Below are 25,555 nucleotides of genomic sequence, written 5' to 3'. Positions count from 1 at the left end.
TTTCATTCCGGCTGCCACCACCACGGGGCAGATGTGTCCCCACGCGCGGACACGAGAAAGAGGCAAGGGAGTACCTGGTGACCCAAGCGGCAACCCGACCGACGACCGAAACCGGCAACGGCGAGGACATCCTGGCGGTGGCCCGGCAACAGGTGCTTCAGGACGGCCAGGGCTTGAGCCGCGACCAGGTCCTGCGGGTGCTGCAACTGCCCGACGACCGCCTCGACGAGCTGCTGGCGCTGGCCCACGAGGTGCGGATGCGCTGGTGCGGCCCCGAGGTCGAGGTCGAGGGCATCATCAGCCTCAAGACGGGCGGCTGCCCGGAAGACTGTCACTTCTGCTCGCAGTCGGGGCTGTTCGCGTCGCCGGTGCGCAGCGCCCGGCTTGACATCCCCAGCCTGGTGGAGGCGGCCAAGCAGACCGCCAAGTCCGGTGCCACCGAATTCTGCATCGTGGCCGCCGTGCGCGGTCCCGACGAGCGGCTGATGGCCCAGGTCGCGGCCGGCATCGAGGCGATCCGCAACGAAGTGGACATCAACATCGCCTGCTCGCTGGGCATGCTGAGCGCCGAGCAGGTCGAGCAGCTCTCGGCGATGGGCGTGCACCGCTACAACCACAACCTCGAGACCGCGCGCTCGTTTTTCACCAACGTCGTCACCACCCACACCTGGGAGGAGCGCTGGGAGACGCTGTCGATGGTGCGCGACGCCGGCATGGAGGTGTGCTGCGGCGGCATCCTCGGCATGGGCGAAACCCTCGAGCAGCGCGCCGAATTCGCCGCCGAGCTGGCTGAGCTCGACCCGGACGAGGTGCCCCTGAACTTCCTCAACCCGCGCCCGGGCACGCCGTTCGGCGACCTGGAGGTGCTGCCCGCCAGCGAGGCGCTGAAGTCCGTCGCCGCGTTCCGGCTGGCGCTGCCGCGCGTCATGCTGCGCTTCGCCGGGGGGCGCGAGATCACCCTGGGCGACCTCGGCGCCAAGCAGGGCATGCTGGGCGGCATCAACGCCGTGATCGTCGGCAACTACCTGACCACGCTGGGCCGTCCGGCCGAATCCGACCTGGAACTGCTCGGCGACCTGCAGATGCCCCTCAAGGGGCTCAACGCCAGTCTGTAAGCGACTCGCCGCGGCTAGGGTTGGACACTTGTGGTTGGCGATCTGGGTGCTGCGGTCAGCGCCGGCGTCTACAACGTCTACACCGGGGAGTTAGGGGGCACCGCCGTGCCGACAGCGGCTCAGCTGGGCCTCGAGCCGCCCCGGTTCTGCGCGGCGTGCGGACGCCGGATGGTGGTGCAGGTCCGCCCCGACGGCTGGCGGGCGCGCTGCTCGCGCCACGGTGAGGTCGACTCCGCCGACCTGGAGGCGCAACGGTGAGCGAGCAGGCCAACACGGACGCCCCGGCCCCGCCCGTCGCCGTAACCCGCCGGGCGCGGGTGCGCGCGCTCGTGCTCGTCGCGGGGGCCTCGGCGGTGACCGGTCTGCTGATCGGCGCGCTGTGGGCGTGGATCGCGCCGCCGATCCGCGCCGTGGTGGCGCTGACCCGCTCCGGCGAGCGGGTGCATGACTATCTGGGCAACGAGTCCGAGCATTTCTTCGTCGCTCCCGCCCTGATGCTGGGCCTGTTGACCGTGCTGGCGGTGGTCGCGTCCGTGTGGGCGTGGCAATGGCAACAGCACCGCGGCCCGGGAATGGTCGTCGCCCTGTCGGTCGGCATGCTGACCGCCGCCGCCGCGGCCGCTGCGGTCGGGGCGGGGCTGGTGCGGCTCGCCTATGGCGCCCTGGACTTCGACGCGGTGCCGCTGAGCAAGAGCCCGTCCGTCGCCTACGTCACCCAGGCGCCGCCGGTGTTCTTCTCCGACCGTCCCCTGCAGATCGCGGTCAGCCTGATGTGGCCGGTGGGCGTCGCCGCGCTGGTGTACGCCGTGCGGGTGGCCGCGGACGCCCGTGACGACCTGGGGGCGCTGCCGCCGGAGCGCCGGGCCTCCGACGCGCTGCCCGTGGGAGGGGGCGGCGCGGCGGAAGCGGCCGTGTCATAGCGGACGGCGGCGAATCCTGCGGCCCGTGACCACCTTGGCCGCGATCTTGAACAGCCGGGCCATGCCGACGTAGGTCATCGGGTTGAACATCGTCGGCCAGGTGGTTCGCACCAGGTGCTCGGTCAGCGGGCGACCCTCGAAGCGGTCCGTCAGCCAGCGCAAGGTCATCGGCGCCGACAGCGGGTGCAGCATCATGTGTTCGTTGAACGCGTCGCGGTGGTAGGTGACCCGCGCGCCGCCCGCCGAATAGGCGTCGGCCAGCACGTCGATGTCGTGGACGTCGATCAGGTAGTCGTGCACGGCCTGCACGATCAGCACCGGTGGCGTCGGGACCGCGGCGCCCAGCTTGATGTGGTCGAAGACGTACGAGACTTCCGGGGTGGACAGGATCTTCTCGAGCGGCTCGTCGAGATAGTCGCCCATGTTCTTGCCGGCCATGCGGACGACGGCCCCCACGGTCGTCATCTTCTCCAGCGAGTCGAGCAGGGCGCGCCCCTCCTCGTTGGCGTGCTCCTTGATCACCCGGTCCAGATCGGGATAGATGTGCGCGAGCGCGGCCACCACCAGCGCGGGCAAGCCCGACAGGAAGCTGCCGTTGAGCCGGCGGAAGGTGTTGCCCAGGTCCCCGACGGGCGAGCCGAGCACCGCCCCCACGATGTCGAGTTCCGGCGCGTATTCGGCGCACACCTCGGCGGCCCACGCGCTGGCCAGGCCGCCCCCGGAGTACCCCCACAGCCCGATCGGGGCCGACCTGGACAGCCCGAGCCGCTCCGAACCCAGCGCGGCCCGGATGCCGTCCAGGACCCGGTAGCCGGGCTCATACGGCGCCCCCCACAGGCCGCGCAGGCCTTCGTGGTCGGGCACCGAGACGGCCCAACCCTCGGCAACCGCGGCGGCGATCAGGAAGAGCTCGAACTGGCCGATCGCCCCGAGGGCCTTCGCCCGGCGGCGCAGCGCATAGGACGGGAAGCAGCGCGACGACACGGCGTCGATCGCGCACTGGTACGACAGCACTGGGCAGGGACGCCCCGGGGCGAGGTCGGTCGGGACGATCACCGTCGTCGCGGTCGCCTCCGGCTGGCCGTGCATGTCCATCGTCCGGTAGAGCAGCTGGACGGCTTTGATGGGCTGCGGGATCAGGCCGAGGAAGGCCAACTCGACGTCGCGCGAGCGCAGCACCGTCCCGGGCTCGGCGTGCTGGAATCCCAGCGGCGGCTGGTAGAACGGGTCGTCCGAGGGCAGCAGCGGACGCACCTTGGGCTGCAGTTCCTCGTGGGGCGGCCGGGCGATCCATTCCGCGCCATGCGTGCCTGCCAGGTTGCCGAGCTCAGCCATTGAGGCTCCCTTCGTGGCCACCCGGCATTCTCGCGTACGAACGGCAGGTAACCAAAACGTCATCGCCGCGCTGTGAGCGACTTCTCGTCACCTGCGGGCGGGCCAGACACGTCACGGGTGCCGACCGGATGGCACGTCGCTGCTACGACGCGTTCGGGTAAGCCTAGCCGGGGACCCCGGGTGGCCTGAGCGCGGCGAATTCGTCGGTGACCCGCAACGCGGCGTCGGTGAACCGGTACAGCGCGGCCGGGCGCCCGCCGCTGCGGCCGGATTGCGCGATGGTGCCGGTCGCGGTGATGACGCCGCGCCGCGCCAGCACCCGCTGCAGGTTCGTCGCGTCGACCTGGTATCCCAGCGCGGCTCCGTAGATGTCACGCAGCGTGGAGAGCGCGAATTCCCTTGGCGCCAAAGCGAACCCGATGTTGGTGTAGGACAGTTTGGCGTTCAGCCGGGTGCGGGCGTGATCCACCATCGGGGCGTGATCGAAGGCCATCGGTGGCAGGCGGTTCACCGGGTGCCAGCGGGTGTCCGGCGGGAGCTCGGGGCTGGCGGGGGAGGGCACCAGGCCCAGGAAGGTGGACGCGATCACCCGGGCGCCCGGCACCCGGTGCGGGTCGGAGAACACCGCGAGCTGTTCCAGATGTGCCAGCTCCTTGAGGTCGACCTTCTCGGCGAGCTGGCGGCGCACCGAGGTGATCATGTCCTCGTCGTTGCGGACCTGCCCGCCCGGCAGCGACCACGCGCCGCGTTGCGGGTCCTTGGCGCGCTGCCATAACAGCACGTTCAGCTGCGGTTTCGCCGTCGGTCGCCCCTTGGCAACCTCGTCGGTGACTTCGCGAACCTGGAACACGACCGCGAGCACTTCGTGGGCGGTGCTACGATGGGCCATGTTTTCGATTATAAGTCGAAAACCTCCTGGCTGAAAGGAGCCCCCATGACGGTGATCAATCGCATGGACACGCTCGCCGAAGACATGGTTGCCGACATCACGAATTCGCCCACCGGCTACGCCGGCGTGGTCGCTGATGCGCAGTGGGCCGCCGAGATTCGCCGACTGGCGAAGTTGCGCGGCGCCACCGTGCTCGCGCACAACTACCAGCTGCCCGAGATCCAGGACGTCGCCGACCACGTGGGCGACTCGCTGGCGCTGTCGCGGATCGCCGCCGAGGCGGCGGAGGACACCATCGTGTTCTGCGGCGTGCACTTCATGGCGGAGACGGCCAAGATGCTCAGCCCCGACAAGACGGTGCTCATCCCGGATCAGCGCGCCGGCTGCTCGCTGGCCGATTCGATCACCGCCGACGAGTTACGCGCGTGGAAGGACGAGCACCCCGGCGCGGTCGTCGTCTCCTACGTCAACACGACGGCGGCGGTCAAGGCGCTCACCGACATCTGCTGCACGTCGTCCAACGCGGTCGACGTGGTCGAGTCCATCGACCCGGACCGCGAGGTGCTGTTCTGCCCGGATCAGTTCCTCGGCGCCCACGTGCGCCGGGTCACCGGCCGCAAGAATCTGCACGTGTGGGCCGGCGAATGCCACGTGCACGCGGGGATCAACGGCGATGAACTGGGCGACCAGGCCCGCGCGAATCCCGACGCCGAGCTGTTCGTGCACCCCGAATGTGGTTGTGCCACATCGGCCCTCTACCTCGCCGGCGAAGGCGCGTTCCCCCCGGACCGGGTGAAGATCTTGTCCACCGGCGGCATGCTCGACGCCGCGACCCAGACCAACGCGCGAAAAGTGTTGGTGGCCACCGAGGTCGGCATGCTCTATCAGCTGCGGCGGGCCGCGCCGCAGGTCGACTTCCGCGCCGTCAACGACCGCGCCTCCTGCAAGTTCATGAAGATGATCACCCCGGCGGCCCTGCTGCGCTGCCTCGTCGAGGGGGCCGACGAAGTCGACGTCGACCCCGACATCGCGGCCGCCGGCCGGCGCAGCGTGCAGCGAATGATCGAGATCGGGCAGCCGGGCGGTGGCGAATGACCGCCCGTCCCCAGTGGACTGACAGCGCCGACGTCGTCGTGATCGGCACCGGTGTCGCGGGATTGGCCGCCGCGCTGGCCGCCCACCGCGCCGGGCGCCGCGTCGTCGTGCTGAGCAAGGCCGATCAGGCGCGCGGCGCGACGGCGACCCACTACGCGCAGGGCGGCATCGCAGTCGTCCTGCCCGACAACGACGACTCGGTCGAGGCGCACGTCGCCGACACCGTGGTCGCCGGGGCGGGCCTGTGCGATCCCCAGGCGGTCTACTCGATCGTCGCCGACGGGTACGCGGCCGTGACCGAATTGGTCGGCGACGGAGCACGATTCGACGAATCCGCGCCCGGCCACTGGGCGCTGACGCGCGAAGGCGGGCACTCGCGGCGGCGCATCGTGCACGCCGGGGGTGACGCCACCGGCGCCGAGGTGCAGCGCGCACTCGACCACGCCGCGCGCACGCTGGACATCCGCACCGGGCACGTGGCCCTGCGCGTGCTGCACGACGGCGCGGCCGTGACCGGCGTCCTGGTGGGCAACCCGCAGGGATACGGAATCATCGGCGCGCCCTCGGTGATCGTTGCCAGCGGGGGGCTCGGGCACCTGTACGGCGCGACCACCAACCCGGAGGGATCCACCGGCGACGGAATCGCCTTGGGGCTGTGGGCCGGCGTCGCGGTCAGCGATCTCGAGTTCATCCAGTTCCACCCCACGATGCTCTTCGCGCCCGGGGCCGCCGGCGGGCGGCGCCCGCTGGTCACCGAGGCCATCCGTGGAGAGGGCGCCAGACTGATTGACCGGCAAGGGGATTCGGTAACCGCCGGTGTTCATCCGATGGGCGACCTGGCCCCCCGCGATGTCGTCGCCGCGGCCATCGACGCGCGGATGAAGGCCACCGGTGACCCGTGCGTCTTCCTCGACGCCCGCCATATCGGGGACTTCGCCAACCGGTTCCCGACGGTGACGGCCGCCTGCCGGGCCGCCGGCGTCGACCCCGTCCGTCAACCCATTCCCGTTGTGCCCGGGGCGCATTACAGCTGCGGGGGCATCGTCACCGACGTGTGCGGCCAAACCGAGCTGCCCGGGTTGTTCGCCGCCGGTGAGGTCGCCCGTACCGGCCTGCACGGCGCCAACCGGTTGGCGTCCAACAGCCTGTTGGAAGGTTTGGTGGTCGGTGGCCGCGCCGGCAGGGCGGCGGCCGCGCACGCCGCGGCGGCCGGGCCCGCCCGGGCGGTCGCACCCGAGCCGGTCGCGCACACCGCGCCCGAGCGCACCGAGCTGCAGCGCGCGATGAGCCGCGACGCGTCGGTGGTGCGCGACGCCGCCGGGCTGACCCGGCTGTCCACCACGCTGTCGCGGGCCAAGGTGCGCGCCGTGGCGGGTCGTCGCGACTTCGAGGACGTCGCGCTGGCCGTCGCCGCCCGCGCCGTGACGGCCGCGGCCCTGGCCCGCACTGAAAGCCGGGGCTGCCACCACCGCGAGGAACATCCGCAGACCGTGGCGGAACAGGCGCGCAGCAACGTGCTGCGACTGGCCGACGACCAGAACTCGGTGCTGGTGGAGGCCTTGGCGGCGGTCGTATGACCTCGATGTCCGACTGCGAACTCACCGCCGCGCGCGAAACCATCCGGCGCGGCCTGGTCGAGGACCTGCGCTATGGCCCCGACGTCACCACGCTGGCGACGGTGCCCGCCGACGCGGTGGCCACCGCGTCCATGGTGCCCCGGCAGCCCGGCGTGATCGCCGGCATCGACATCGCGCTGCTGGTGCTCGACGAGGTGCTCGGCGCGCGCGGCTACGAGGTCATCGACCGCGTCGAGGACGGCGCCCGGCTGCAGGCGGGCCAGCCCGTGCTGACGGTGCGGGCCGAAACCCGCGGCCTGCTGACCGCCGAGCGGACCATGCTGAACCTCATCTGCCACCTGTCGGGGATCGCCACCACCACCGCGCACTGGGTGGCCGCCGTGGACGGCACCAAGGCCAAGGTGCGCGACACCCGCAAAACCCTGCCGGGCCTGCGGGTGTTGCAGAAATATGCGGTGCGCGTCGGCGGGGGCGTCAACCACCGCCTCGGGCTCGGCGATGCCGCGCTGATCAAAGACAACCACGTGGTGGCGGCGGGCTCGGTGGTCGAGGCGCTGCGCGCGGTCCGCGACGCGGCGCCGGACCTGCCGTGTGAGGTGGAAGTGGATTCACTCGAGCAGCTCGACGAGGTGCTGCCCGAAAAGCCCGAGCTGATCTTGCTGGACAACTTCCCGGTGTGGCAGACGCAGATGGCGGTGCAACGCCGGGATGCGCGCGCGCCGGCCGTCCTGCTCGAGTCCTCCGGCGGCCTCAGCCTGGAAAACGCCGCCGCCTACGCCGCGACCGGGGTGGACTACCTGGCCGTCGGCGCGCTGACGCACTCGGTGCGGGTGCTCGACATCGGCCTGGATATGTAGCGCGGCCGCATCGGGTGTGAAACCTGGGCGTTGAGTGTGAATCGTCGGCGCGATTCTTCGGCGTGTCGCCGCCGTGGCCGCACACTGAAAGCCACTGGCGCACACTCAAAGTCGGCGCGCCCCGGTCTCAGGCGATGTCGGCGACGAAAACCCCGATCCGGCGCAGCTGCATGCGCGCCAACGCCGGCAGCCCGTCGCCGTCGGAGCCGGCGGGCAGGATCCGCGGGTTGATGAGGTGGAGCACGCGGTTGCGGCTCAACTCCACGTCCGCCTCGCCCGCGGCCAGCACGTTCTTCACCCAGTTCGTCTTGCCGTGGCCCAGCGCGATGGCCAGGGTGTTGCCCTTGCGGTACGTGGTCACGATGGTCTCGTAGGGCTTGCCGGAGGTACGGCCACGGTGCTTGATCGTCGCGGTGCCGGGCAGGTAGCGCACGATCGGCTTGACCGCCGGGTTGAAGTACTTGATCTGGAAGCGCTCGAACCAGGGCGGGAAGATCATCGGGACGCCGGGGGCGTTGTTGGGGTGATCCTTGGCGGACATGGCGGCTCCCTGGGTCGGCTCTAATCGTCTCAGCGTCATTTCAGCGCGGGGCATGGCCTCTTCACCGGCACACTACCGGTCGGATATCGATTTGAGTTCCTCTGGGACAATGGACACCGTGAGCACCACCCGACCGTCGCCGATGGCCCGTATCGACCTGCGGGGCGCGGAATTGACGGCTGCCCGTTTGCGGGCGGCGCTGCCGCGTGGCGGTGCCGACGTGGAGGCGGTGCTGCCCAAGGTGCGCCCGATCGTGCAGGCCGTCGCGGAGCGCGGCGCCGAGGCCGCCCTCGAATTCGGGGAGTCCTTCGACGGGGTGCGGCCCCCGGCCGTCCGGGTGCCCGCGGAGGCGCTCGAGAAGGCCCTCGCCGAACTGGACGCGGCGGTCGCCGAGGCCCTGCGCGTGATGATCGAGCGCACCCGCGCGGTGCACGCCGACCAGCGCCGCACCGACGTGACGACGACGCTCGGCCCGGGCGCGACGGTCACCGAGCGGTGGGTACCGGTCGAGCGGGTGGGCCTCTACGTGCCCGGCGGCAACGCCGTCTACCCGTCCAGCGTCGTGATGAACGTGGTGCCGGCGCAGGCCGCCGGCGTCGCCTCGCTGGTGGTGGCCAGCCCGCCGCAGGCCCAGTTCGGCGGCCTGCCGCACCCGACCATCCTGGCAGCGGCCCGGCTGCTGGGCGTCGACGAGGTGTGGGCCGTCGGCGGCGCGCAGGCGGTGGCGCTGCTGGCCTACGGCGGCACCGATACCTGGGCCGAATGGCCCGGCTTCTCCTCGGATCGCGCACGATCCGCATCGTCGCCGGGGGCAGACGCCGAGTTGGCGCCCGTCGACATGATCACCGGGCCGGGCAACATCTACGTCACCGCCGCCAAGCGGCTGTGCCGTTCGCGGGTCGGCATCGACGCCGAGGCCGGGCCGACGGAGATCGCGATCCTGGCCGATAACACCGCCGACCCCGCGCACGTGGCCGCCGACATGATCAGCCAGGCCGAACACGACGAGATGGCCGGCAGCGTGCTGGTGACCCCCAGCGAAGACCTGGCCGCGGCCACCGACAAGGAACTGGCCGCCCAGTTGCGCACGACCGTGCACCGCGAGCGGGTGGCCGCCGCCCTGGGCGGGCGTCAGTCGGCGATCATCCTGGTCGACGACGTGGACGCCGGCGTCAAGGTCGTCAACGCCTACGCCGCCGAACACCTGGAGATCCAGACCGCCGACGCGGCGAGCGTGGCCGGGCGAATACGCGCGGCGGGAGCCATATTCGTCGGCCCGTATGCGCCGGTGAGCCTCGGCGACTACTGCGCCGGATCCAATCACGTCCTGCCGACCGCCGGTTGCGCGCGGCATTCCAGCGGCCTGTCCGTGCAGACCTTCCTGCGCGGCATCCACGTCGTCGACTACACCGAGGCGGCGCTCAAAGACGTGTCCGGGCACGTGATCACGCTCGCCGAGGCCGAGGACCTGCCGGCGCACGGCGAGGCGGTACGGCGGAGGTTCGAGCGATGACCGGGCCGCGGCAACCGACACTGGACGACCTGCCGCTGCGCGACGACCTGCGCGGCAAGTCGCCCTACGGCGCACCGCAATTGGCGGTCCCGGTGCGGCTGAACACCAACGAGAACCCGCACCCGCCCAGCACGGCGCTGGTGGACGACGTGGTGCGCTCGGTCGCCGACGCCGCCGCCGACCTGCACCGCTACCCCGACCGCGACGCGGTCGCCCTGCGGACCGACTTGGCCGAATACCTCAGCGCCCAGACCGGCGTTGCACTCGGGGTCGAAAACCTCTGGGCGGCAAACGGTTCCAACGAGATCCTGCAGCAACTGCTGCAGGCGTTCGGCGGCCCGGGGCGCACGGCGATCGGGTTCGTTCCCTCCTACTCGATGCACCCGATCATCTCCGACGGCACCCGCACCGAATGGTTGCAGGCCGCCCGGGCCGACGACTTCAGCCTGGACGTCGAGGCCGCCGTCGCCGCCATCACCGACCGCCAACCCGACGTGGTGTTCGTCGCCAGCCCGAACAACCCGTCCGGACAGAGTGTTTCGCTGCCGGATCTGCGGCGGCTGCTCGACGTGGTGCCCGGCATCCTGATCGTCGACGAGGCCTACGGCGAATTCTCGTCGGAGCCCAGCGCGGTGGCGCTGGTGGGGGAGTATCCGACCAAGCTCATCGTCTCGCGCACCATGAGCAAGGCGTTCGCCTTCGCCGGGGGGCGGCTCGGCTATCTGATCGCCACGCCGGCGGTGATCGACGCGATGCTGCTGGTGCGGCTGCCGTATCACCTGTCGTCGGTCACCCAAGCCGCCGCGCGGGCGGCCTTGCGGCACGCCGACGACACGCTGGGCAGCGTCGCGGCGCTGATCGCCGAGCGCGAACGCGTGGGGGCGGCGTTGACCCGCCTGGGTTTTCGGGTGATCCCCAGCGACGCGAACTTCGTGCTGTTCGGGGAGTTCGCCGACGCGCCGGCCACCTGGCAGCGGTATCTGGATGCCGGCGTCCTGATCCGCGATGTCGGAATCCCCGGCTATCTACGGGTCACCACCGGCCTGGTCGAGGAGAACGACGCCTTCCTGAGGGCCAGCGCCCAGATCGCCGCCACCGAGCCGGCCCCCGTCAACGTAGGAGCGCCATGACCGCCGTCAACACCGACAAAGCCGCCCGCCGTGCGCGCGTCGAGCGCCGCACCAAGGAATCCGACATCGTCATCGACCTCGACCTCGACGGCACCGGCCAGGTCGACGTCGACACCGGGGTGCCGTTCTACGACCACATGCTCACCGCGCTGGGCAGTCACGCCAGCTTCGACCTGACGGTGCGCACCAAGGGTGACGTCGAGATCGAGGGCCATCACACCATCGAGGACACCGCCATCGCGCTGGGGCAGGCGCTCGGCCAGGCCCTGGGCGACAAGAGGGGCATCCGCCGGTTCGGGGACGCCTTCATCCCGATGGACGAGACGCTGGCCCACGCGGCGGTCGACGTGTCCGGCCGGCCCTACTGTGTGCATAGCGGGGAGCCGGATCACCTGCAGCACACCACCATCGCCGGAAATTCGGTGCCGTATCACACCGTCATCAACCGGCACGTGTTCGAATCGCTCGCCATGAACGCGCGCATCGCGCTGCACGTCCGCGTCCTGTATGGGCGCGACCCGCACCACATCACCGAGGCGCAGTACAAGGCCGTGGCCCGCGCGCTGCGCCAGGCGGTCGAGCCCGACCCCCGGGTGTCGGGCGTGCCGTCCACCAAAGGTGTTCTGTGACAAAGAAATCGGTTGTTGTCCTCGATTACGGCTCGGGCAACCTGCGGTCGGCTCAGCGCGCCCTCGAGCGGGTCGGTGCGTCGGTCGAGGTGACCGCGGACGCCGGAGCCGCGGCCGCGGCCGACGGCCTGGTGGTGCCCGGCGTCGGCGCGTACGAGGCCTGCATGACGGGGCTGCGCACGATCAACGGCGACCGCATCATCGCCGATCGGGTCGCCGCCGGGCGTCCCGTGCTGGGCGTGTGCGTCGGGATGCAGATCCTGTTCGCCCGCGGCGTCGAGTTCAGCGTGGAGACCGAAGGGTGCGGGCAGTGGCCGGGATACGTGACGCGGCTGCAGGCGCCGGTGATCCCGCACATGGGTTGGAACGTCGTCGATTCCGGGCCCGGCAGCGTCCTGTTCAAGGGGCTCGGCGCGGACACCCGGTTCTACTTCGTGCACTCCTACGCCGCCCAGCAGTGGGAGGGGTCGCCCGATGCGGTGCTGACCTGGGCCACCCACGAGGGGCCGTTCCTGGCCGCGGTCGAGGAAGGGCCGTTGTCGGCCACCCAGTTTCACCCGGAGAAGAGCGGAGATGCCGGCGCGGCCGTCTTGAGCAACTGGGTCCAGGCACTGTGATGGCTTCCGCCAAACTGTATTCCACGACACAAACGCCGAGAGGACCCGTAGCCAGTTGCAGTCTCGGCGTGAAGGAGAAAGCGTGTTGATCTTGTTGCCCGCGGTCGACGTGGTCGACGGCCGCGCCGTGCGTCTGGTGCAGGGCAAGGCGGGCAGTGAAACCGAATACGGCTCGGCGCTCGACGCCGCGCTGGCCTGGCAACGCGACGGCGCCGAATGGATCCATCTGGTCGATCTGGACGCGGCGTTCGGGCGCGGCTCGAACCGCGAACTGCTCGCCGAGGTGGTCGGCAAGCTCGACGTGCAGGTGGAGCTTTCCGGCGGGATCCGCGACGACGACTCGCTGGCGGCGGCGCTGGCCACCGGCTGCGCCCGGGTCAACCTGGGCACCGCGGCGCTGGAGAACCCGCAGTGGTGCGCGCGGGCGATCGGCGAGCACGGGGACAAGGTCGCCGTGGGGCTCGACGTCCAGATCGACAAAACCCATCCGGGCGGCACCCACCGGCTGCGGGGGCGCGGCTGGGAGACCGATGGCGGTGACCTGTGGGAGGTGCTGGAACGCCTTGACCGCGAAGGGTGTTCGCGGTTCGTGGTCACCGACGTCACCAAGGACGGCACGCTGGGCGGCCCCAACCTGGAGCTGCTGGCGGCCGTCGCCGACCGCACCGACGTCCCGGTGATCGCGTCGGGCGGGGTGTCCAGCCTGGACGACCTGCGCGCCATCGCCACCCTGACCGGCCGCGGCGTCGAGGGCGCCATCGTCGGCAAGGCCCTCTACGCCGGGCGATTCACGCTGCCGCAGGCGCTGGCCGCGGTCGGAGAGTAACGGCGGCATGGACTTGGACGCGTTGGTCGAGACGGCATCGGCAATCCTCGACGACGCCGCCGAACCCTTCCTCGCCGGTCACCGCGCCGACTCCGCGGTGCGCAAGAAGGGCAACGACTTCGCCACCGACGTGGACCTCGCGATCGAGCGTCAGGTGGTCGCCGCGCTGACCGAAGCGACCGGAATCGGCGTCCACGGCGAGGAATTCGGCGGCTCGGCCGTCGATTCACCGTGGGTGTGGGTGCTCGATCCCGTCGACGGCACCTTCAACTACGCGGCCGGGTCACCGATGGCCGGGATCCTGCTCGGGCTGCTGCACCACGGCGACCCGGTGGCCGGGCTGACCTGGTTGCCGTTCATGGACCAGCGCTACACCGCGGTGTCGGGAGGACCGTTGCGCAAGAACGGGATCCCGCAGCCGCCACTGGCGGCGATCGACCTGGCCGACGCCCTCGTCGGCGCGGGATCGTTCAGCGCGGACGCCCGGGGGCGGTTCCCGGGCCGCTACCGGATCGCGGTGCTGGAGAATCTCAGCCGAGTCTCGTCGCGGTTGCGCATGCACGGTTCCACCGGCCTCGACCTCGCCTACGTGGCCGATGGAATCCTCGGCGCGGCAATCAGTTTCGGCGGCCACGTGTGGGACCACGCCGCCGGGGTCGCGTTGGTGCGGGCCGCCGGCGGTGTCGTCACCGACCTGGCCGGCGAGCCCTGGAGCCCCGCGTCGGATTCCGCGCTGGCGGCGGGCCCCGCCGCGCACGCCGAGATCCTCGACCTCTTGCGCAGCACCGGCCGACCGGAGGACTACTGACATGCACGCCAACCACAGCGGTCTCGCGGTCCGGGTGATCCCGTGCCTGGACGTCGACGGCGGGCGCGTGGTCAAGGGGGTCAACTTCGAAAACCTCCGGGACGCAGGCGATCCCGTGGAACTCGCGGCCGCCTATGACGCCGAGGGCGCCGACGAGCTCACCTTTCTCGACGTGACCGCGTCGTCGTCGGGACGGACCACGATGCTGGACGTGGTGCGGCGCACGGCCGAGCAGGTCTTCATCCCGCTGACCGTCGGCGGCGGGGTGCGCACCGTGGCCGACGTCGACGTGTTGTTGCGCGCCGGGGCGGACAAGGTGTCGATCAACACCGCCGCGATCGCCCGGCCCGAGTTGCTGGCCGAGATGGCGCGGCAGTTCGGATCCCAATGCATCGTGCTCTCCGTCGATGCGCGCACGGTGCCGCCGGGCTCGGTGCCCACCCCGTCGGGCTGGGAGGTCACCACCCACGGCGGGCGCCGCGGTACCGGGCTCGACGCCGTCGAATGGGCTTCCCGCGGAGCCGATTTGGGGGTGGGGGAGATCCTGCTGAACTCGATGGACGCCGACGGCACCAAGGCCGGGTTCGACCTCGAGATGCTGCAGGCGGTGCGCTCGGCGGTCACCGTGCCCGTCATCGCCAGCGGCGGAGCCGGGGCGGCCGAACACTTCGCACCCGCGATCGCGGCCGGCGCCGATGCGGTGTTGGCGGCCAGCGTTTTCCACTTCCGGGAGCTGACCATCGGGCAGGTGAAGGCGGCCATGGCCAAAGAGGGGATCACCGTTCGATGATGCTCGACCCGCGGATCGCCGCGCGCCTGAAGCGCAACGCCGACGGCTTGATCGCCGCCGTCGTGCAGGAGCGCGGGAGCGGCGACGTGCTGATGGTCGCGTGGATGGACGACGCGGCCCTGGCCCGCACCCTGGAAACCCGTGAGGCGACGTACTATTCGCGGTCGCGGCGCGAACAGTGGGTGAAGGGCGCGACCTCCGGCCACACCCAATACGTCCATTCGGTGCGATTGGACTGCGACGGGGACACCGTGCTGTTGACCGTCGACCAGGTCGGCGGCGCCTGCCACACCGGCGATCACAGCTGCTTCGACGCCGACACGCTGCTGCAACCGGAGCGCTAGCGCGTGGCCCGCGTCACTTTCGGCGGGCGCGGGCGCATGACTTCGACAAGAATGGCGGGCAATGTCGAAATGGGTGTCCCGGGACGTCTTGTCCTGGAACGTGGTGGTTCCGGTGCTTGCCGTCGTCGTGCTGGCCGCGATCTGGGGCGAGAAGCTGGGACCGGTGCTGGTCGCGGTGGCCGCGCTGTTTCTCGTCGGTGCCGTGGTCGCCGCGGTGCACCACGCGGAGGTGGTCGCGCACCGGGTCGGCGAGCCGTTCGGGTCGCTGATCCTCGCGGCCGCGGTCACCATCATCGAAGTGGCCCTCATCGTCGCCCTGATGACCTCCGGCGGCAACGAGGCCGCGACGCTGGCCCGCGACACCGCGTTCGCCGCGCTGATGATCACCACCAACGGGATCGCCGGTTTGTCGCTGCTGCTCGGGTCGCGGCGCTACGGCGTGACGCTGTTCAACGCCGAGGGCGCCGGGGCCGCGCTGGCCACGGTCACCACGGTGGCCACGCTGAGCCTGGTCCTGCCGGCCTTCACCACCGGGCATCCGGGCAAAGAGTTCACCTCCAGCCAGCTCGCCTTCGCCGCGATCGCCACGCTCTTGGTGTACCTGCTGTTCGTGTTCACCCAGACCGTGCGGCACCGCGACTTCTTCCTGCCGATCGCGCAGCGGGGCCAAAAGCGCGTGTTCGAGGACGAGAGCCACGCGGATCCGCCCAGCAGGCGGCAGGCGCTGAGCAGCCTGGTGCTGCTGCTCTGCGCACTGGTGGCGGTGGTCGGCCTGGCCGAGGAGGAGTCGCCGGCCGTCGAACACGCGGTCATGGTGGCGGGTCTGCCGCAGTCGTTCGTGGGTGTGATCATCGCGGCGCTGGTGCTGCTGCCCGAGACGCTCGCGGCGGCCCGGTCGGCGCGAAAGGGCCGCATCCAGATCAGCCTGAACCTGGCGTACGGCTCGGCGATGGCCAGCATCGGCCTCACCATCCCGACGATCGCGCTGGCGTCGATCTGGCTCAAAGGGCCGCTGGTGCTCGGCCTCGGCCCCATCCAGCTGGTGCTGCTCGCGCTGACCGTGGTGATCAGCATGCTGACCGTGGTACCCGGGCGGGCCACCCGGCTGCAGGGCGAGGTGCATCTGGTGCTGCTGGCCGCCTACGTCTTCCTGGCGATCAGCCCCTGAGGGCCGCCGCTAGGACCGGGCGCGCAGCGTCGCCAGCGCCTTGTCGGCGTGGGTGTCCATGTTGAACTCGCTGGAGATCACGTCGAGCACCGTGCGGTCGGTGTCGATGACGAACGTGGTGCGCTTGACCGGCATCAGCTTGCCCAGCAGGCCGCGCTTGACGCCGAATTGGGCGGCGACGGCGCCGTCGGTGTCCGACAGCAGCGGGTAGTCGAACTTCCGCAGGTCGGCGAACTTGGCCTGCTTTTCCACCGGGTCGGCGCTGATCCCCACCCGGTTGGCCCCGACCGCGGCGAATTCGGAGGCCAGGTCGCGGAAATGGCACGCTTCCTTGGTGCAGCCGGGCGTCATCGCCGCAGGGTAGAAGAACAGCACGACGGGCCCGCTGGACAGCAATTCGCTGAGCTTGCGCGGCGTGCCCGTCTGGTCGGGCAGTTCGAAGTCGGCGACGGTCTCACCAGGTTTCATGGCGGACACGCTACGCGCGCGGGCCGTCCGCCCGCGTCTGGGAGGATGGGTCGGTGCACGCCCACCTCGCCGCGACGACCTCACGAGAGGATTTCCGCCAGCTGGCCGCCGAGCACCGCGTGGTCCCGGTGACCCGCAAGGTGTTGGCCGACAGCGAGACGCCGCTGTCGGCCTACCGCAAACTCGCCGCCAACCGCCCGGGCACGTTTCTGCTGGAATCGGCCGAGCACGGCCGCTCCTGGTCGCGGTGGTCGTTCATCGGTGCCGGAGCGCCCTCGGCGCTGACCGTGCGCGACGGCGAGGCGATCTGGCTCGGCGTGGTGCCGCAGGACGCGCCCACCGGAGGCGACCCGCTGCGGGCCCTGCGGGCCACCCTCGAGCTGCTGGCCACCGGGCCGCTGGCGGGTCTGCCGCCGCTGTCGGGCGGCATGGTCGGGTTCTTCGCCTACGACCTGGTGCGGCGCCTGGAGCGGCTGCCCGAGCTGGCCGTCGACGACCTGGGCCTGCCGGACATGTTGTTGCTGCTGGCCACCGATGTGGCGGCGGTGGATCACCACGAGGGCACCATCACGCTGATCGCCAACGCCGTGAACTGGAACGGGACCGACGAGCGGGTGGACGAGGCCTACGACGACGCGGTCGCCCGGCTGGACGTGATGACCGCGGCGCTGGGCCAGCCGCTGTCGTCGACCGTCGCCACGTTCGATCGGCCCGAGCCGCGCTACCGCGCGCAGCGCAGCGTCGAGGAATACGGGAAGATCGTCGACTACCTCGTCGAGCAGATCGCCGCGGGTGAAGCCTTTCAGGTGGTGCCCTCGCAGCGATTCGAAATGGACACCGCCGTCGACCCGATCGACGTGTACCGGATGCTGCGGGTGACCAACCCGAGCCCCTACATGTACCTGCTGCACGTGCCGAATAGCACTGGGGGAACGGACTTTTCGATCGTCGGGTCCAGCCCGGAGGCGCTGGTCACCGTCGCCGACGGCGTCGCGACCACCCATCCGATCGCCGGAACCCGCTGGCGCGGGGACACCGACGAAGAGGATCAGCTGCTGGAAAAGGAGCTGCTGGCCGACGAGAAGGAACGCGCCGAGCATTTGATGCTGGTCGATCTGGGCCGCAACGATCTCGGCCGGGTGTGCGCGCCGGGCACCGTCCGCGTCGAGGACTACAGCCACATCGAACGCTATAGCCACGTCATGCATTTGGTGTCGACGGTGACCGGGCTGCTAGGCGAGGGCCGGACCGCCCTGGACGCGGTCACGGCCTGCTTCCCGGCCGGCACGCTGTCGGGCGCGCCGAAGGTGCGGGCCATGGAGCTGATCGAGGAGGTGGAGAAGACGCGCCGCGGCCTGTACGGCGGCGTGGTCGGCTACCTGGACTTCGCCGGCAACGCCGACTTCGCGATCGCCATCCGGACCGCCCTGATGCGCGCCGGCACCGCCTACGTGCAGTCCGGGGGCGGGGTGGTCGCCGACTCCAACGGCCCCTACGAATACACCGAGGCGACCAACAAGGCGCGCGCGGTGCTCAGCGCGATCGCGGCGGCCGAGACGCTGACCGAGCCGGGGGCCGGCCGCGATGGCTGAGGCCTCGGCGCGCCGCCTGAACAGTCCCTGGTTGATCCGCGTCGCCCAGGCGACGCTGGTGGTGGCCGCGGGCGCGCTGTGGGTGGCCTCGCGCCTGCCCTGGGTGGTGATCCGGTCGTTCGACGGGCTGGGGCCGCCCAAGGAGGTGACGTTGTCCGGCGGGGCGTGGTCGACGGCGCTGCTGCCGTTGGCGATGCTGCTGCTGGCCGCGGCCGTCGCCGCCATCGCCGTGCGGGGCTGGCCGCTGCGCGCGCTGGCGGGGTTGCTGGCGCTGGCCAGCCTGGCGGTCGGTTACCTGGGCGTCAGCCTGTGGGCGCTGCCCGACGTGGCGGTCCGCGGCGCCGAGCTGGCGCACGTCTCGGTGATGTCGCTGGTAGGAAGCGAGCGACGGTACTGGGGCGCCGGGGTCACGGTGGCCGCCGCCGCGTGCGCCCTGATCGCGGCCGTCCTGCTGATGCGGTCCGCGTCGGACTCCGGGTCGGCCCGATCCAGCGCCATCAAGTACACGACGCCGGCGACGCGCCGCTCGATTGCCCGACGCGACGACGCCTCCGGGGCGATGCTGGAGGGGCGACAGACGCCGGAAATGTCGGAGCGGATGATCTGGGACGCGCTTGACGAGGGGCGTGACCCAACCGATGCGCCGAGCGAGTCTGACACCGAGGGTCGGTGACGGGCCGCAAGCCGCGGGCCGCTACCCTTCATTGACGCCGTCGCAATCGGCCGGGGACAACCGAGTGGCCGTGGGATGACAGCGGGGCGACAGGGCGAAGGGAAACGACAGGCATGAGTCCGGCAACCGTGCTTGACTCCATCCTCGAGGGAGTCCGGGCCGACGTTGCCGCGCGCGAAGCCCTCATCAGCCTGTCCGAGATCAAGGCCGCCGCGGCGGCCGCGCCGCCGCCCCGCGACGTGATGGCCGCCCTGCGCGAGCCCGGAATCGGCGTCATCGCCGAAGTCAAGCGCGCCAGCCCGTCGGCGGGTTCCCTGGCGACCATTGCCGATCCGGCCAAACTGGCCAGGGCGTACGAGGACGGCGGCGCGCGCATCATCAGCGTCTTGACCGAGGAGCGCCGCTTTCACGGTTCGCTCGACGATCTCGACGCGGTTCGGGCGGCGGTCTCGATACCGATTTTGCGCAAAGACTTTGTGGTGCAGCCCTATCAGATCCACGAAGCGCGTGCGCACGGCGCCGACATGTTGTTGCTCATCGTCGCCGCGCTGGAGCAGTCGGCGTTGGTGTCGATGCTGGACCGCACCGAATCGCTGGGCATGACGGCACTCGTCGAGGTGCACACCGAAGAGGAGGCCGACCGCGCGCTCAAGGCCGGGGCCAACGTAATCGGCGTCAACGCCCGCGATCTGGCCACGCTGGCGGTGGACCGGGATTGCTTCGCGCGCATCGCTCCCGGGCTGCCCAGCAACGTGATCAGGATCGCCGAATCCGGTGTGCGCGGTACCGCAGACCTGCTGGCGTACGCCGGTGCGGGTGCCGACGCCGTGTTGGTGGGCGAAGGTCTGGTCAAAAGTGGTGACCCGCGCGCCGCGGTCGCCGATCTGGTCACCGCGGGCACCCATCCGTCCTGTCCGAAACCCTCTCGCTAGTCGCTGCGTCACTGAAGAGCCCCTTCGCTGTAACGTTGAACCCCATGAGCCATCCCCGCGTAGAGCCTTGGTGATGGTGGATCTGTCCCGCCCGGACCTTCCGCTTCCGAGCGCAGCCATCGCCGAACCCACCCGCCACGAACCCGATGCGGGTGGCCATTTCGGTGTGTACGGCGGCCGCTACGTTGCCGAGGCGTTGATGGCCGTGATCGAAGAGGTCACCGCGGCCTACGAGAAGGAGCGCGTCAACCAGGATTTCCTGGACACCCTGGACTACCTGCAGGCGCACTACGCCGGGCGGCCGTCACCGCTGTATGAGGCGCCTCGGCTGTCCGAGCAGGCCGGCGCCCGCATCTTCCTCAAGCGAGAAGACCTGAACCACACCGGTTCTCACAAGATCAACAACGTGCTCGGCCAGGCGTTGCTCGCTCAGCGGATGGGCAAGAAGCGGGTGATCGCCGAGACCGGAGCCGGTCAGCACGGCGTGGCGACCGCGACCGCGTGCGCCCTGCTCGGCCTGGAGTGTGTGATCTACATGGGGGCCGTCGACACCGAACGCCAGGCGCTCAACGTGGCCCGGATGCGCTTGCTGGGAGCCACGGTCGTCTCGGTCCAGAGCGGTTCGAGGACGCTCAAGGACGCCATCAATGAAGCGTTCCGGGATTGGGTTACCAATGCCGACAACACCTTCTACTGCTTCGGCACGGCGGCGGGGCCCCATCCCTTTCCCGCCATGGTGCGCGACTTTCAGCGCATCATCGGTCTCGAGGCCCGCGCCCAGATCCAGGCGCAGGCGGGCCGGCTGCCCGACGCGGTGCTGGCCTGCATCGGTGGCGGATCGAACGCCATCGGCATCTTCCACCCGTTCATCGACGATCCCGGCGTGCGGCTGATCGGATTCGAGGCGGCCGGCGACGGCGTCGAAACCGGAAGGCACGCCGCGACCTTCAGCGGCGGTTCCCCCGGGGCTTTCCAGGGATCGTTCTCCTACCTGCTGCAGGACTCCGACGGGCAGACCATCGAATCCCATTCCATCTCAGCGGGTCTCGATTATCCGGGGGTGGGTCCGGAACACGCGTGGCTGCGCGAGAGCGGACGCGCCGAGTACCGGCCGATCACCGACTCCGAAGCGATGGAGGCATTCCGCACCCTGTGCCGCACCGAGGGGATCATCCCCGCCATCGAATCCGCGCATGCGGTGGCCGGGGCCCTGAAGGTGGCCCCCGAATTGGGGAAGGCCTCGATCATCGTGGTGAACCTGTCCGGCCGCGGGGACAAGGACGTCGAGACGGCCGCGCAGTGGTTCGGGCTGTTGGGATCCAGCGACCGATGACCGTCAAGCAGAGCGAGGCCAGCAGGCTCGGGCCGATCTTCGACGTGTGCCGCGACGACGGTCGCGCCGCGCTGATCGGCTATCTGCCCACCGGGTACCCGGATGTGACGACGTCCGTGCACGCGATGGTCGCCCTGGTCGAATCCGGTTGCGACATCGTCGAAGTCGGGGTGCCCTATTCGGATCCCGGCATGGACGGCCCGACGATCGCCAAGGCCACCGAGGCCGCGCTGCACGGGGGAGTGCGCGTCCGCGACACCCTGGCCGCGGTCGAGGCGATCAGCGCCGCCGGTGGCCACGCCGTGGTGATGACCTACTGGAACCCCGTGTTGCGCTATGGAATTGACGCCTTCGCCCGCGACTTGGCATCGGCCGGCGGGTACGGCCTGATCACTCCGGACCTCATCCCCGACGAAGCCGGGCAGTGGTTGGCGGCGTCCGAGGCGCATCGGTTGGACCGGATTTTTCTGGTGGCGCCCTCCTCGACGCCGCAGCGCTTGGCGATGACGGTCGAGGCGTCCCGCGGATTCGTCTACGCGGCGTCGACGATGGGCGTCACGGGAGCACGCGACGTGGTGTCCAACGCCGCGCCCGAATTGGTGGGCAGGGTCAAGGAGATATCGGACATCCCCGTCGGTGTCGGGCTGGGGGTGCGGTCGGGTGAGCAAGCCGCCCAGATCGGCGGCTACGCCGACGGTGTCATTGTCGGTTCCGCGCTGGTGTCGGCGCTGGGGGACGGGGGTTTGACCGCATTGCGCGCACTCACTGAGGAACTCGCCGCCGGTGTACGTCAAAGGGCGGCGGCGTCGTGACGAAGTTGCTCGCCTATTTTCCGAGTCCCGCGCAGGGCGTCTGGCACGTCGGGCCGCTGCCCATCCGGGCCTATGCCCTGTTCATCATCGCCGGCATCGTGGCCGCCCTGCTGATCGGCGACCGGCGCTGGGAGGCGCGCGGCGGTGAACGTGGGGTGATCTACGACATCGCGCTGTGGACCGTGCCGTTCGGGTTGATCGGTGGTCGGCTCTACCACCTGGCCACCGACTGGCGAACCTATTGGGGCCCGGGCGGAGCCGGGCTCGGGGCGGCGATCCGGATCTGGGACGGCGGCCTGGGCATCTGGGGTGCGGTGGCGCTCGGGGGTGTGGGCGCCTGGATCGGCTGCCGCCGGCACGGCATTCCGCTGCCGGCCTTCGCCGACGCGATCGCCCCGGGAATCATTCTGGCGCAGGCCATCGGTCGGCTCGGGAACTACTTCAACCAGGAACTCTATGGCCGCGAGACCACGCTGCCGTGGGGGCTGGAGATCTTCTACCGCCGGGACCCCTCGGGATACATCGACCCGCATTCGCTGGACGGGATCTCCACCGGGCAGGTGGCACTCGTCGTGCAACCGACGTTCCTCTACGAATTGCTGTGGAACCTGCTGATTTTCGCCGTGCTGATCTATGCGGACCGGCGATTCACGCTGGGACATGGCCGGCTGTTCGCGCTCTATGTGGCCGGCTATTGCGTGGGCCGCTTCTGTGTCGAGCTGCTGCGCGACGACACCGCCACCCACATCGCCGGCATCCGGATCAATTCGTTCACATCGACTTTCGTGTTCATCGGGGCCGTGGTGTACATCATGGCGGCGCCCAGGGGCCGCGAAGATCCCGAGAGCCTGCGCGGAAACCAATACGTTGATGAGGAATCCGCCGAACTGGAGCCGGCGACCGTTGCGGCGACGGCAGGTGCGGCGGGTGCGACGGCCGCGGCGGGTGGCGGTGACGACGACGTGCCGACCGCGGCCATCGCCGGCGCGGCACAAGCCGAAGAGCCGCAGGCCGAGGCGGTGGCCGATGAGGCCGAGGCGGAGGAATCCGAGGCCGAGGAGGTCGAGCTCGGCGAGCCGGAGGCCGCCGCGGAAGTCGAAGCGCCGCAAGTGGAAGAGGCCGACGAGGCGGAAGCCGACGAGGCGGTGGCCGAAGAATCCGCAGGCGACGCCGAAGAGCCGGAGGCCGAGGCGGTGGCCGATGAGGCCGAGGCGGAGGAATCCGAGGCCGAGGAGGTCGAGCTCGGCGAGGCGGAGGCCGCCGCGGAAGCCGAAGCGCCGCAAGGGGAAGCGGCCGAGGCGGAAGCCGACGAGGTGGTAGCCGAAGAATCCGCAGGCGACGCGGACGAGCCGCAGGCCGAGGCGGTGGCCGATGAGGCCGAGGCGGAGGAATCCGAGGCCGAGGAGGTCGAGCTCGGCGAGGCGGAGGCCGCCGCGGAAGACGAAGAGCCGCAAGCGGAAGCCGCCGGCGAGGCGCAAGGCGAGGAACCGGAAGCCGAAAGCGCAGAACCCACTACGGAAGAGCCCGTCGCCGAAAAGATTTCGGATCAACCGGAAACCCGGCGGCGATGGGGCTCGCGTCTGCGGAACCGACTGTCGGGCCGCTGACCACCCGCTCATGACGGCGGGGCGCGGTGCGTCTGGCATGCTGGAAGCACTGTGACCAACGCGAGGCCCGCCCTGCCACCCGCGCACGCCGGTGCGCACGGTCTGCGTCATCATCTCGGCTACGTCGGGGCCGCGACCGGCCTCGCGCTGGGCGGCGCGCTCGGCTATGTCGCGCTGGCCGACCCGCACAATCCCGCGTCGATCTATCCGCCGTGTCCGTTCAGGTGGCTCACCGGCTGGAATTGCCCGTTTTGCGGCGGGCTGCGGATGACGTATGACGTGGTGCACGGCGACCTGGCGGCCGCCCTCCACGACAACGTTTTCGTGCTGGTCGCAATCCCGATGCTGGCCGCGTGGCTGGTGGTTCGCCGCGCGCGCGGCGCATCGCCGCTGTCACGGCCGGTGTTGCTGACCGTCGTGGTCGCGACGGCCGTTTGGACGGTTGCGCGTAACTTGCCCGCCTTCCCGTTGATTCCGACCGTTCTTGGTGGGTAAAAGCACACTGCCCCGGCGGCGTTATGTGCACGCCCCGGGGGTCACACGCGACTATGCTGGGTCGGCGTGAGTAGACGCGGGAAGATCGTCTGCACCCTTGGGCCTGCGACCAATTCGGACGAGTTGATCTTGGCGCTGGTTGAGGCGGGAATGGACGTCGCCCGGTTGAACTTCAGCCACGGTGATTATGCCGATCACAAAGCCGCCTACGAACGGGTCCGGGTGGCCTCCGACGCCACCGGCCGCGCCGTCGGCGTGCTCGCCGATTTGCAGGGCCCCAAGATCAGGCTGGGACGCTTCGCGACCGGCCCAACCTACTGGGCCGACGGTGAGACCGTCCGGATCACCGTCGCCGACGTCGAGGGCAGCCACGACCGGGTGTCGACCACCTACAAGAAACTGGCCGAGGACGCCGCCGTCGGTGACCGGGTTCTGGTCGACGACGGCAAGGTCTGCCTGGTGGTCGACGGCATCGAGGGCGACGACGTCATCTGCACGGTCGTCGAGGGCGGCCCGGTCAGCAACAACAAGGGAATCTCGTTGCCGGGCATGAACGTGTCGGCACCGGCCTTGTCGGAGAAGGACATCGAGGACCTCACCTTCGCCCTGGACCTCGGCGTCGACCTGGTCGCCCTGTCCTTCGTGCGCTCGCCGGCCGACGTCGAGCTGGTGCACGAGGTGATGGACCGGGTCGGGCGACGGGTTCCGGTGATCGCCAAGCTGGAAAAGCCCGAAGCCGTCGACAATCTGGAAGCCATCGTGCTGGCCTTCGACGCCATCATGGTGGCCCGCGGCGACCTCGGCGTCGAGCTGCCCCTGGAAGAGGTTCCGCTGGTGCAGAAGCGGGCCATCCAGATGGCCCGGGAGAACGCGAAACCCGTCATCGTGGCCACCCAGATGCTCGATTCCATGATCGAGAACTCACGCCCGACCCGCGCCGAGGCCTCCGACGTCGCCAACGCCGTCCTCGACGGCGCCGACGCGGTGATGCTGTCCGGGGAGACGTCGGTGGGCAAGTATCCGATGGCTGCCGTGCGGACCATGTCGCGCATCATCTGCGCGGTCGAGGACAATTCCACCGCCGCCCCGCCGCTGACCCACGTGCCCCGCACCAAACGCGGCGTGATCTCCTACGCGGCCCGCGACATCGGCGAGCGGCTCGACGCCAAAGCCCTGGTCGCCTTCACCCAATCCGGCGACACGGTCAAGCGGCTCGCGCGCCTGCACACCCCGCTGCCGCTGCTGGCCTTCACCGCCTGGCCCGAGGTGCGCAGCCAGCTCGCCATGACCTGGGGCACCGAAACGTTCATCGTCCCGATGATGACCTCCACGGACGGCATGATCCGCCAGGTCGACAAGTCGCTGCTCGAACTCGGCCGCTACAAGCGCGGCGACCTGGTGGTCATCGTCGCCGGCGCGCCACCTGGCACAGTAGGGTCGACCAACCTGATCCACGTGCACCGGATCGGGGAGGACGACGTCTAACGCC

27 protein-coding genes are annotated in these 25,555 nt (G+C 70.3%); 23 read left to right on the top strand and 4 right to left on the bottom strand.

All coding sequences use genetic code 11. From position 1 onward, the window contains the following. Nucleotides 1-77: 77 nt before the first annotated feature. Genes bioB through K883_RS23155 form a run of 3 tightly spaced genes read left to right on the top strand, consistent with a single transcriptional unit; the run spans nucleotide 78 to nucleotide 2,035 of the window. A complete protein-coding gene (gene bioB, locus K883_RS23165) occupies nucleotides 78-1,115 on the top strand; it encodes a biotin synthase BioB (protein ID WP_036455986.1) in 1,038 nt (345 codons plus the stop codon). 30 nt (nucleotides 1,116-1,145) lie between these two features. Then, nucleotides 1,146-1,373: a biotin synthase auxiliary protein BsaP gene (locus tag K883_RS23160; RefSeq protein ID WP_008257787.1), complete on the top strand. Its 228-nt coding sequence runs from the start codon at nucleotides 1,146-1,148 to the stop codon at nucleotides 1,371-1,373. Further along, entirely contained in the window at nucleotides 1,370-2,035 is a 666-nt protein-coding gene (locus K883_RS23155; RefSeq protein WP_036455985.1) for a DUF2567 domain-containing protein, read from the top strand. The genes K883_RS23160 and K883_RS23155 overlap by 4 nt, the downstream gene beginning before the upstream one ends. On the opposite strand, the gene K883_RS23150 is transcribed toward K883_RS23155, so the two are convergent. Together K883_RS23150 and K883_RS23145 are read right to left on the bottom strand one after the other, a co-directional pair. After that, nucleotides 2,030-3,370, bottom strand: coding sequence for a lipase family protein (locus K883_RS23150; RefSeq protein ID WP_036455983.1), 1,341 nt, complete (start codon nucleotides 3,368-3,370; stop codon nucleotides 2,030-2,032). The two genes, K883_RS23155 and K883_RS23150, sit on opposite strands and share 6 nt — an antisense overlap. Before the next feature lie 163 nt (nucleotides 3,371-3,533). Continuing rightward, nucleotides 3,534-4,259, bottom strand: a complete 726-nt coding sequence (locus tag K883_RS23145) for an NUDIX hydrolase (protein WP_008257784.1) — start codon at nucleotides 4,257-4,259, stop codon at nucleotides 3,534-3,536. Nucleotides 4,260-4,304: 45 nt separating this feature from the next. Here K883_RS23145 and nadA point away from each other — a divergent pair, with 45 nt between their 5' ends. The 3 genes from nadA to nadC are packed head-to-tail and all read left to right on the top strand — an operon-like array spanning nucleotide 4,305 to nucleotide 7,788. After that, entirely contained in the window at nucleotides 4,305-5,354 is a 1,050-nt protein-coding gene (gene nadA / locus K883_RS23140; RefSeq protein WP_008257783.1) for a quinolinate synthase NadA, read from the top strand. Further along, a complete protein-coding gene (locus K883_RS23135) occupies nucleotides 5,351-6,931 on the top strand; it encodes an L-aspartate oxidase (RefSeq protein ID WP_036455982.1) in 1,581 nt (526 codons plus the stop codon). Before nadA ends, K883_RS23135 begins: the two co-directional genes overlap by 4 nt. Then, nucleotides 6,928-7,788, top strand: a complete 861-nt coding sequence (gene nadC, locus K883_RS23130) for a carboxylating nicotinate-nucleotide diphosphorylase (protein ID WP_036455981.1) — start codon at nucleotides 6,928-6,930, stop codon at nucleotides 7,786-7,788. The genes K883_RS23135 and nadC overlap by 4 nt, the downstream gene beginning before the upstream one ends. A 127-nt stretch (nucleotides 7,789-7,915) precedes the next feature. Here the strand turns inward: nadC and K883_RS23125 are convergent, their stop codons facing one another. Beyond that, nucleotides 7,916-8,329, bottom strand: coding sequence for a nitroreductase family deazaflavin-dependent oxidoreductase (locus K883_RS23125; protein ID WP_036455980.1), 414 nt, complete (start codon nucleotides 8,327-8,329; stop codon nucleotides 7,916-7,918). 109 nt (nucleotides 8,330-8,438) lie between these two features. Here K883_RS23125 and hisD point away from each other — a divergent pair, with 109 nt between their 5' ends. From hisD to K883_RS23080, 9 genes are all read left to right on the top strand, one after another. Beyond that, nucleotides 8,439-9,842, top strand: a complete 1,404-nt coding sequence (hisD, locus tag K883_RS23120) for a histidinol dehydrogenase (protein ID WP_036455979.1) — start codon at nucleotides 8,439-8,441, stop codon at nucleotides 9,840-9,842. After that, nucleotides 9,839-10,972: a histidinol-phosphate transaminase gene (locus K883_RS23115; RefSeq protein ID WP_036455978.1), complete on the top strand. Its 1,134-nt coding sequence runs from the start codon at nucleotides 9,839-9,841 to the stop codon at nucleotides 10,970-10,972. The genes hisD and K883_RS23115 overlap by 4 nt, the downstream gene beginning before the upstream one ends. Beyond that, nucleotides 10,969-11,601 (top strand): imidazoleglycerol-phosphate dehydratase HisB, encoded by a 633-nt coding sequence (gene hisB, locus K883_RS23110; protein ID WP_014711916.1) that lies wholly within the window; start codon nucleotides 10,969-10,971, stop codon nucleotides 11,599-11,601. Before K883_RS23115 ends, hisB begins: the two co-directional genes overlap by 4 nt. Beyond that, nucleotides 11,598-12,218, top strand: a complete 621-nt coding sequence (gene hisH / locus K883_RS23105) for an imidazole glycerol phosphate synthase subunit HisH (RefSeq protein ID WP_020822822.1) — start codon at nucleotides 11,598-11,600, stop codon at nucleotides 12,216-12,218. The genes hisB and hisH overlap by 4 nt, the downstream gene beginning before the upstream one ends. 82 nt (nucleotides 12,219-12,300) lie before the next feature. Beyond that, the gene (gene priA, locus K883_RS23100; RefSeq protein WP_020822821.1) at nucleotides 12,301-13,044 is read left to right on the top strand and encodes a bifunctional 1-(5-phosphoribosyl)-5-((5-phosphoribosylamino)methylideneamino)imidazole-4-carboxamide isomerase/phosphoribosylanthranilate isomerase PriA; all 744 of its coding nucleotides are present in this window, start codon (nucleotides 12,301-12,303) and stop codon (nucleotides 13,042-13,044) included. Nucleotides 13,045-13,051: 7 nt separating this feature from the next. Beyond that, on the top strand, nucleotides 13,052-13,852 hold the full coding sequence (locus K883_RS23095; RefSeq protein WP_020822820.1) for an inositol monophosphatase family protein: 801 nt from the start codon (nucleotides 13,052-13,054) through the stop codon (nucleotides 13,850-13,852). A gap of 1 nt (nucleotide 13,853) precedes the next feature. Then, entirely contained in the window at nucleotides 13,854-14,642 is a 789-nt protein-coding gene (gene hisF / locus K883_RS23090) for an imidazole glycerol phosphate synthase subunit HisF (protein ID WP_008257764.1), read from the top strand. After that, nucleotides 14,639-14,986 (top strand): phosphoribosyl-AMP cyclohydrolase, encoded by a 348-nt coding sequence (hisI, locus tag K883_RS23085; protein ID WP_020822819.1) that lies wholly within the window; start codon nucleotides 14,639-14,641, stop codon nucleotides 14,984-14,986. Before hisF ends, hisI begins: the two co-directional genes overlap by 4 nt. Nucleotides 14,987-15,047: 61 nt before the next feature. Further along, the gene (locus tag K883_RS23080; RefSeq protein ID WP_020822818.1) at nucleotides 15,048-16,154 is read left to right on the top strand and encodes a calcium:cation antiporter; all 1,107 of its coding nucleotides are present in this window, start codon (nucleotides 15,048-15,050) and stop codon (nucleotides 16,152-16,154) included. Nucleotides 16,155-16,163: 9 nt separating this feature from the next. On the opposite strand, the gene K883_RS23075 is transcribed toward K883_RS23080, so the two are convergent. Beyond that, on the bottom strand, nucleotides 16,164-16,622 hold the full coding sequence (locus tag K883_RS23075; protein ID WP_020822817.1) for a peroxiredoxin: 459 nt from the start codon (nucleotides 16,620-16,622) through the stop codon (nucleotides 16,164-16,166). A gap of 53 nt (nucleotides 16,623-16,675) precedes the next feature. Between K883_RS23075 and K883_RS23070 the strand changes: the two genes are divergently transcribed. The 8 genes from K883_RS23070 to pyk all read left to right on the top strand — a co-directional run bounded on the left by K883_RS23070 (nucleotide 16,676) and on the right by pyk (nucleotide 25,551). Next, nucleotides 16,676-18,214 (top strand): anthranilate synthase component I, encoded by a 1,539-nt coding sequence (locus K883_RS23070; RefSeq protein WP_020822816.1) that lies wholly within the window; start codon nucleotides 16,676-16,678, stop codon nucleotides 18,212-18,214. Continuing rightward, nucleotides 18,207-18,887, top strand: coding sequence for a TIGR02234 family membrane protein (locus K883_RS23065; RefSeq protein ID WP_051197737.1), 681 nt, complete (start codon nucleotides 18,207-18,209; stop codon nucleotides 18,885-18,887). The genes K883_RS23070 and K883_RS23065 overlap by 8 nt, the downstream gene beginning before the upstream one ends. A gap of 113 nt (nucleotides 18,888-19,000) precedes the next feature. After that, entirely contained in the window at nucleotides 19,001-19,819 is an 819-nt protein-coding gene (gene trpC, locus K883_RS23060) for an indole-3-glycerol phosphate synthase TrpC (protein WP_008257758.1), read from the top strand. A 70-nt stretch (nucleotides 19,820-19,889) separates the two neighbouring features. After that, the gene (gene trpB / locus K883_RS23055; protein ID WP_179945125.1) at nucleotides 19,890-21,152 is read left to right on the top strand and encodes a tryptophan synthase subunit beta; all 1,263 of its coding nucleotides are present in this window, start codon (nucleotides 19,890-19,892) and stop codon (nucleotides 21,150-21,152) included. Further along, nucleotides 21,149-21,964, top strand: a complete 816-nt coding sequence (trpA, locus tag K883_RS23050; RefSeq protein WP_020822813.1) for a tryptophan synthase subunit alpha — start codon at nucleotides 21,149-21,151, stop codon at nucleotides 21,962-21,964. The genes trpB and trpA overlap by 4 nt, the downstream gene beginning before the upstream one ends. Further along, entirely contained in the window at nucleotides 21,961-23,571 is a 1,611-nt protein-coding gene (locus K883_RS23045; RefSeq protein WP_020822812.1) for a prolipoprotein diacylglyceryl transferase, read from the top strand. The genes trpA and K883_RS23045 overlap by 4 nt, the downstream gene beginning before the upstream one ends. A gap of 51 nt (nucleotides 23,572-23,622) precedes the next feature. After that, nucleotides 23,623-24,066 carry a DUF2752 domain-containing protein gene (locus K883_RS23040; RefSeq protein WP_020822811.1) on the top strand — a complete coding sequence of 148 codons (444 nt, stop codon included), beginning with the start codon at nucleotides 23,623-23,625 and terminating at the stop codon, nucleotides 24,064-24,066. A 66-nt stretch (nucleotides 24,067-24,132) separates the two neighbouring features. Then, on the top strand, nucleotides 24,133-25,551 hold the full coding sequence (pyk, locus tag K883_RS23035; RefSeq protein ID WP_014711914.1) for a pyruvate kinase: 1,419 nt from the start codon (nucleotides 24,133-24,135) through the stop codon (nucleotides 25,549-25,551). The last annotated feature ends 4 nt before the right edge of the window (nucleotides 25,552-25,555 follow it).

The sequence above is a fragment of the Mycobacterium sp. TKK-01-0059 genome (assembly GCF_000709305.1).
In the GTDB taxonomy this organism is placed as follows: Bacteria; Actinomycetota; Actinomycetes; order Mycobacteriales; family Mycobacteriaceae; genus Mycobacterium; species Mycobacterium intracellulare.
Note: the sequence above shows the minus strand (reverse complement) of the source record. Positions and strands in the feature narration are given on the sequence as shown.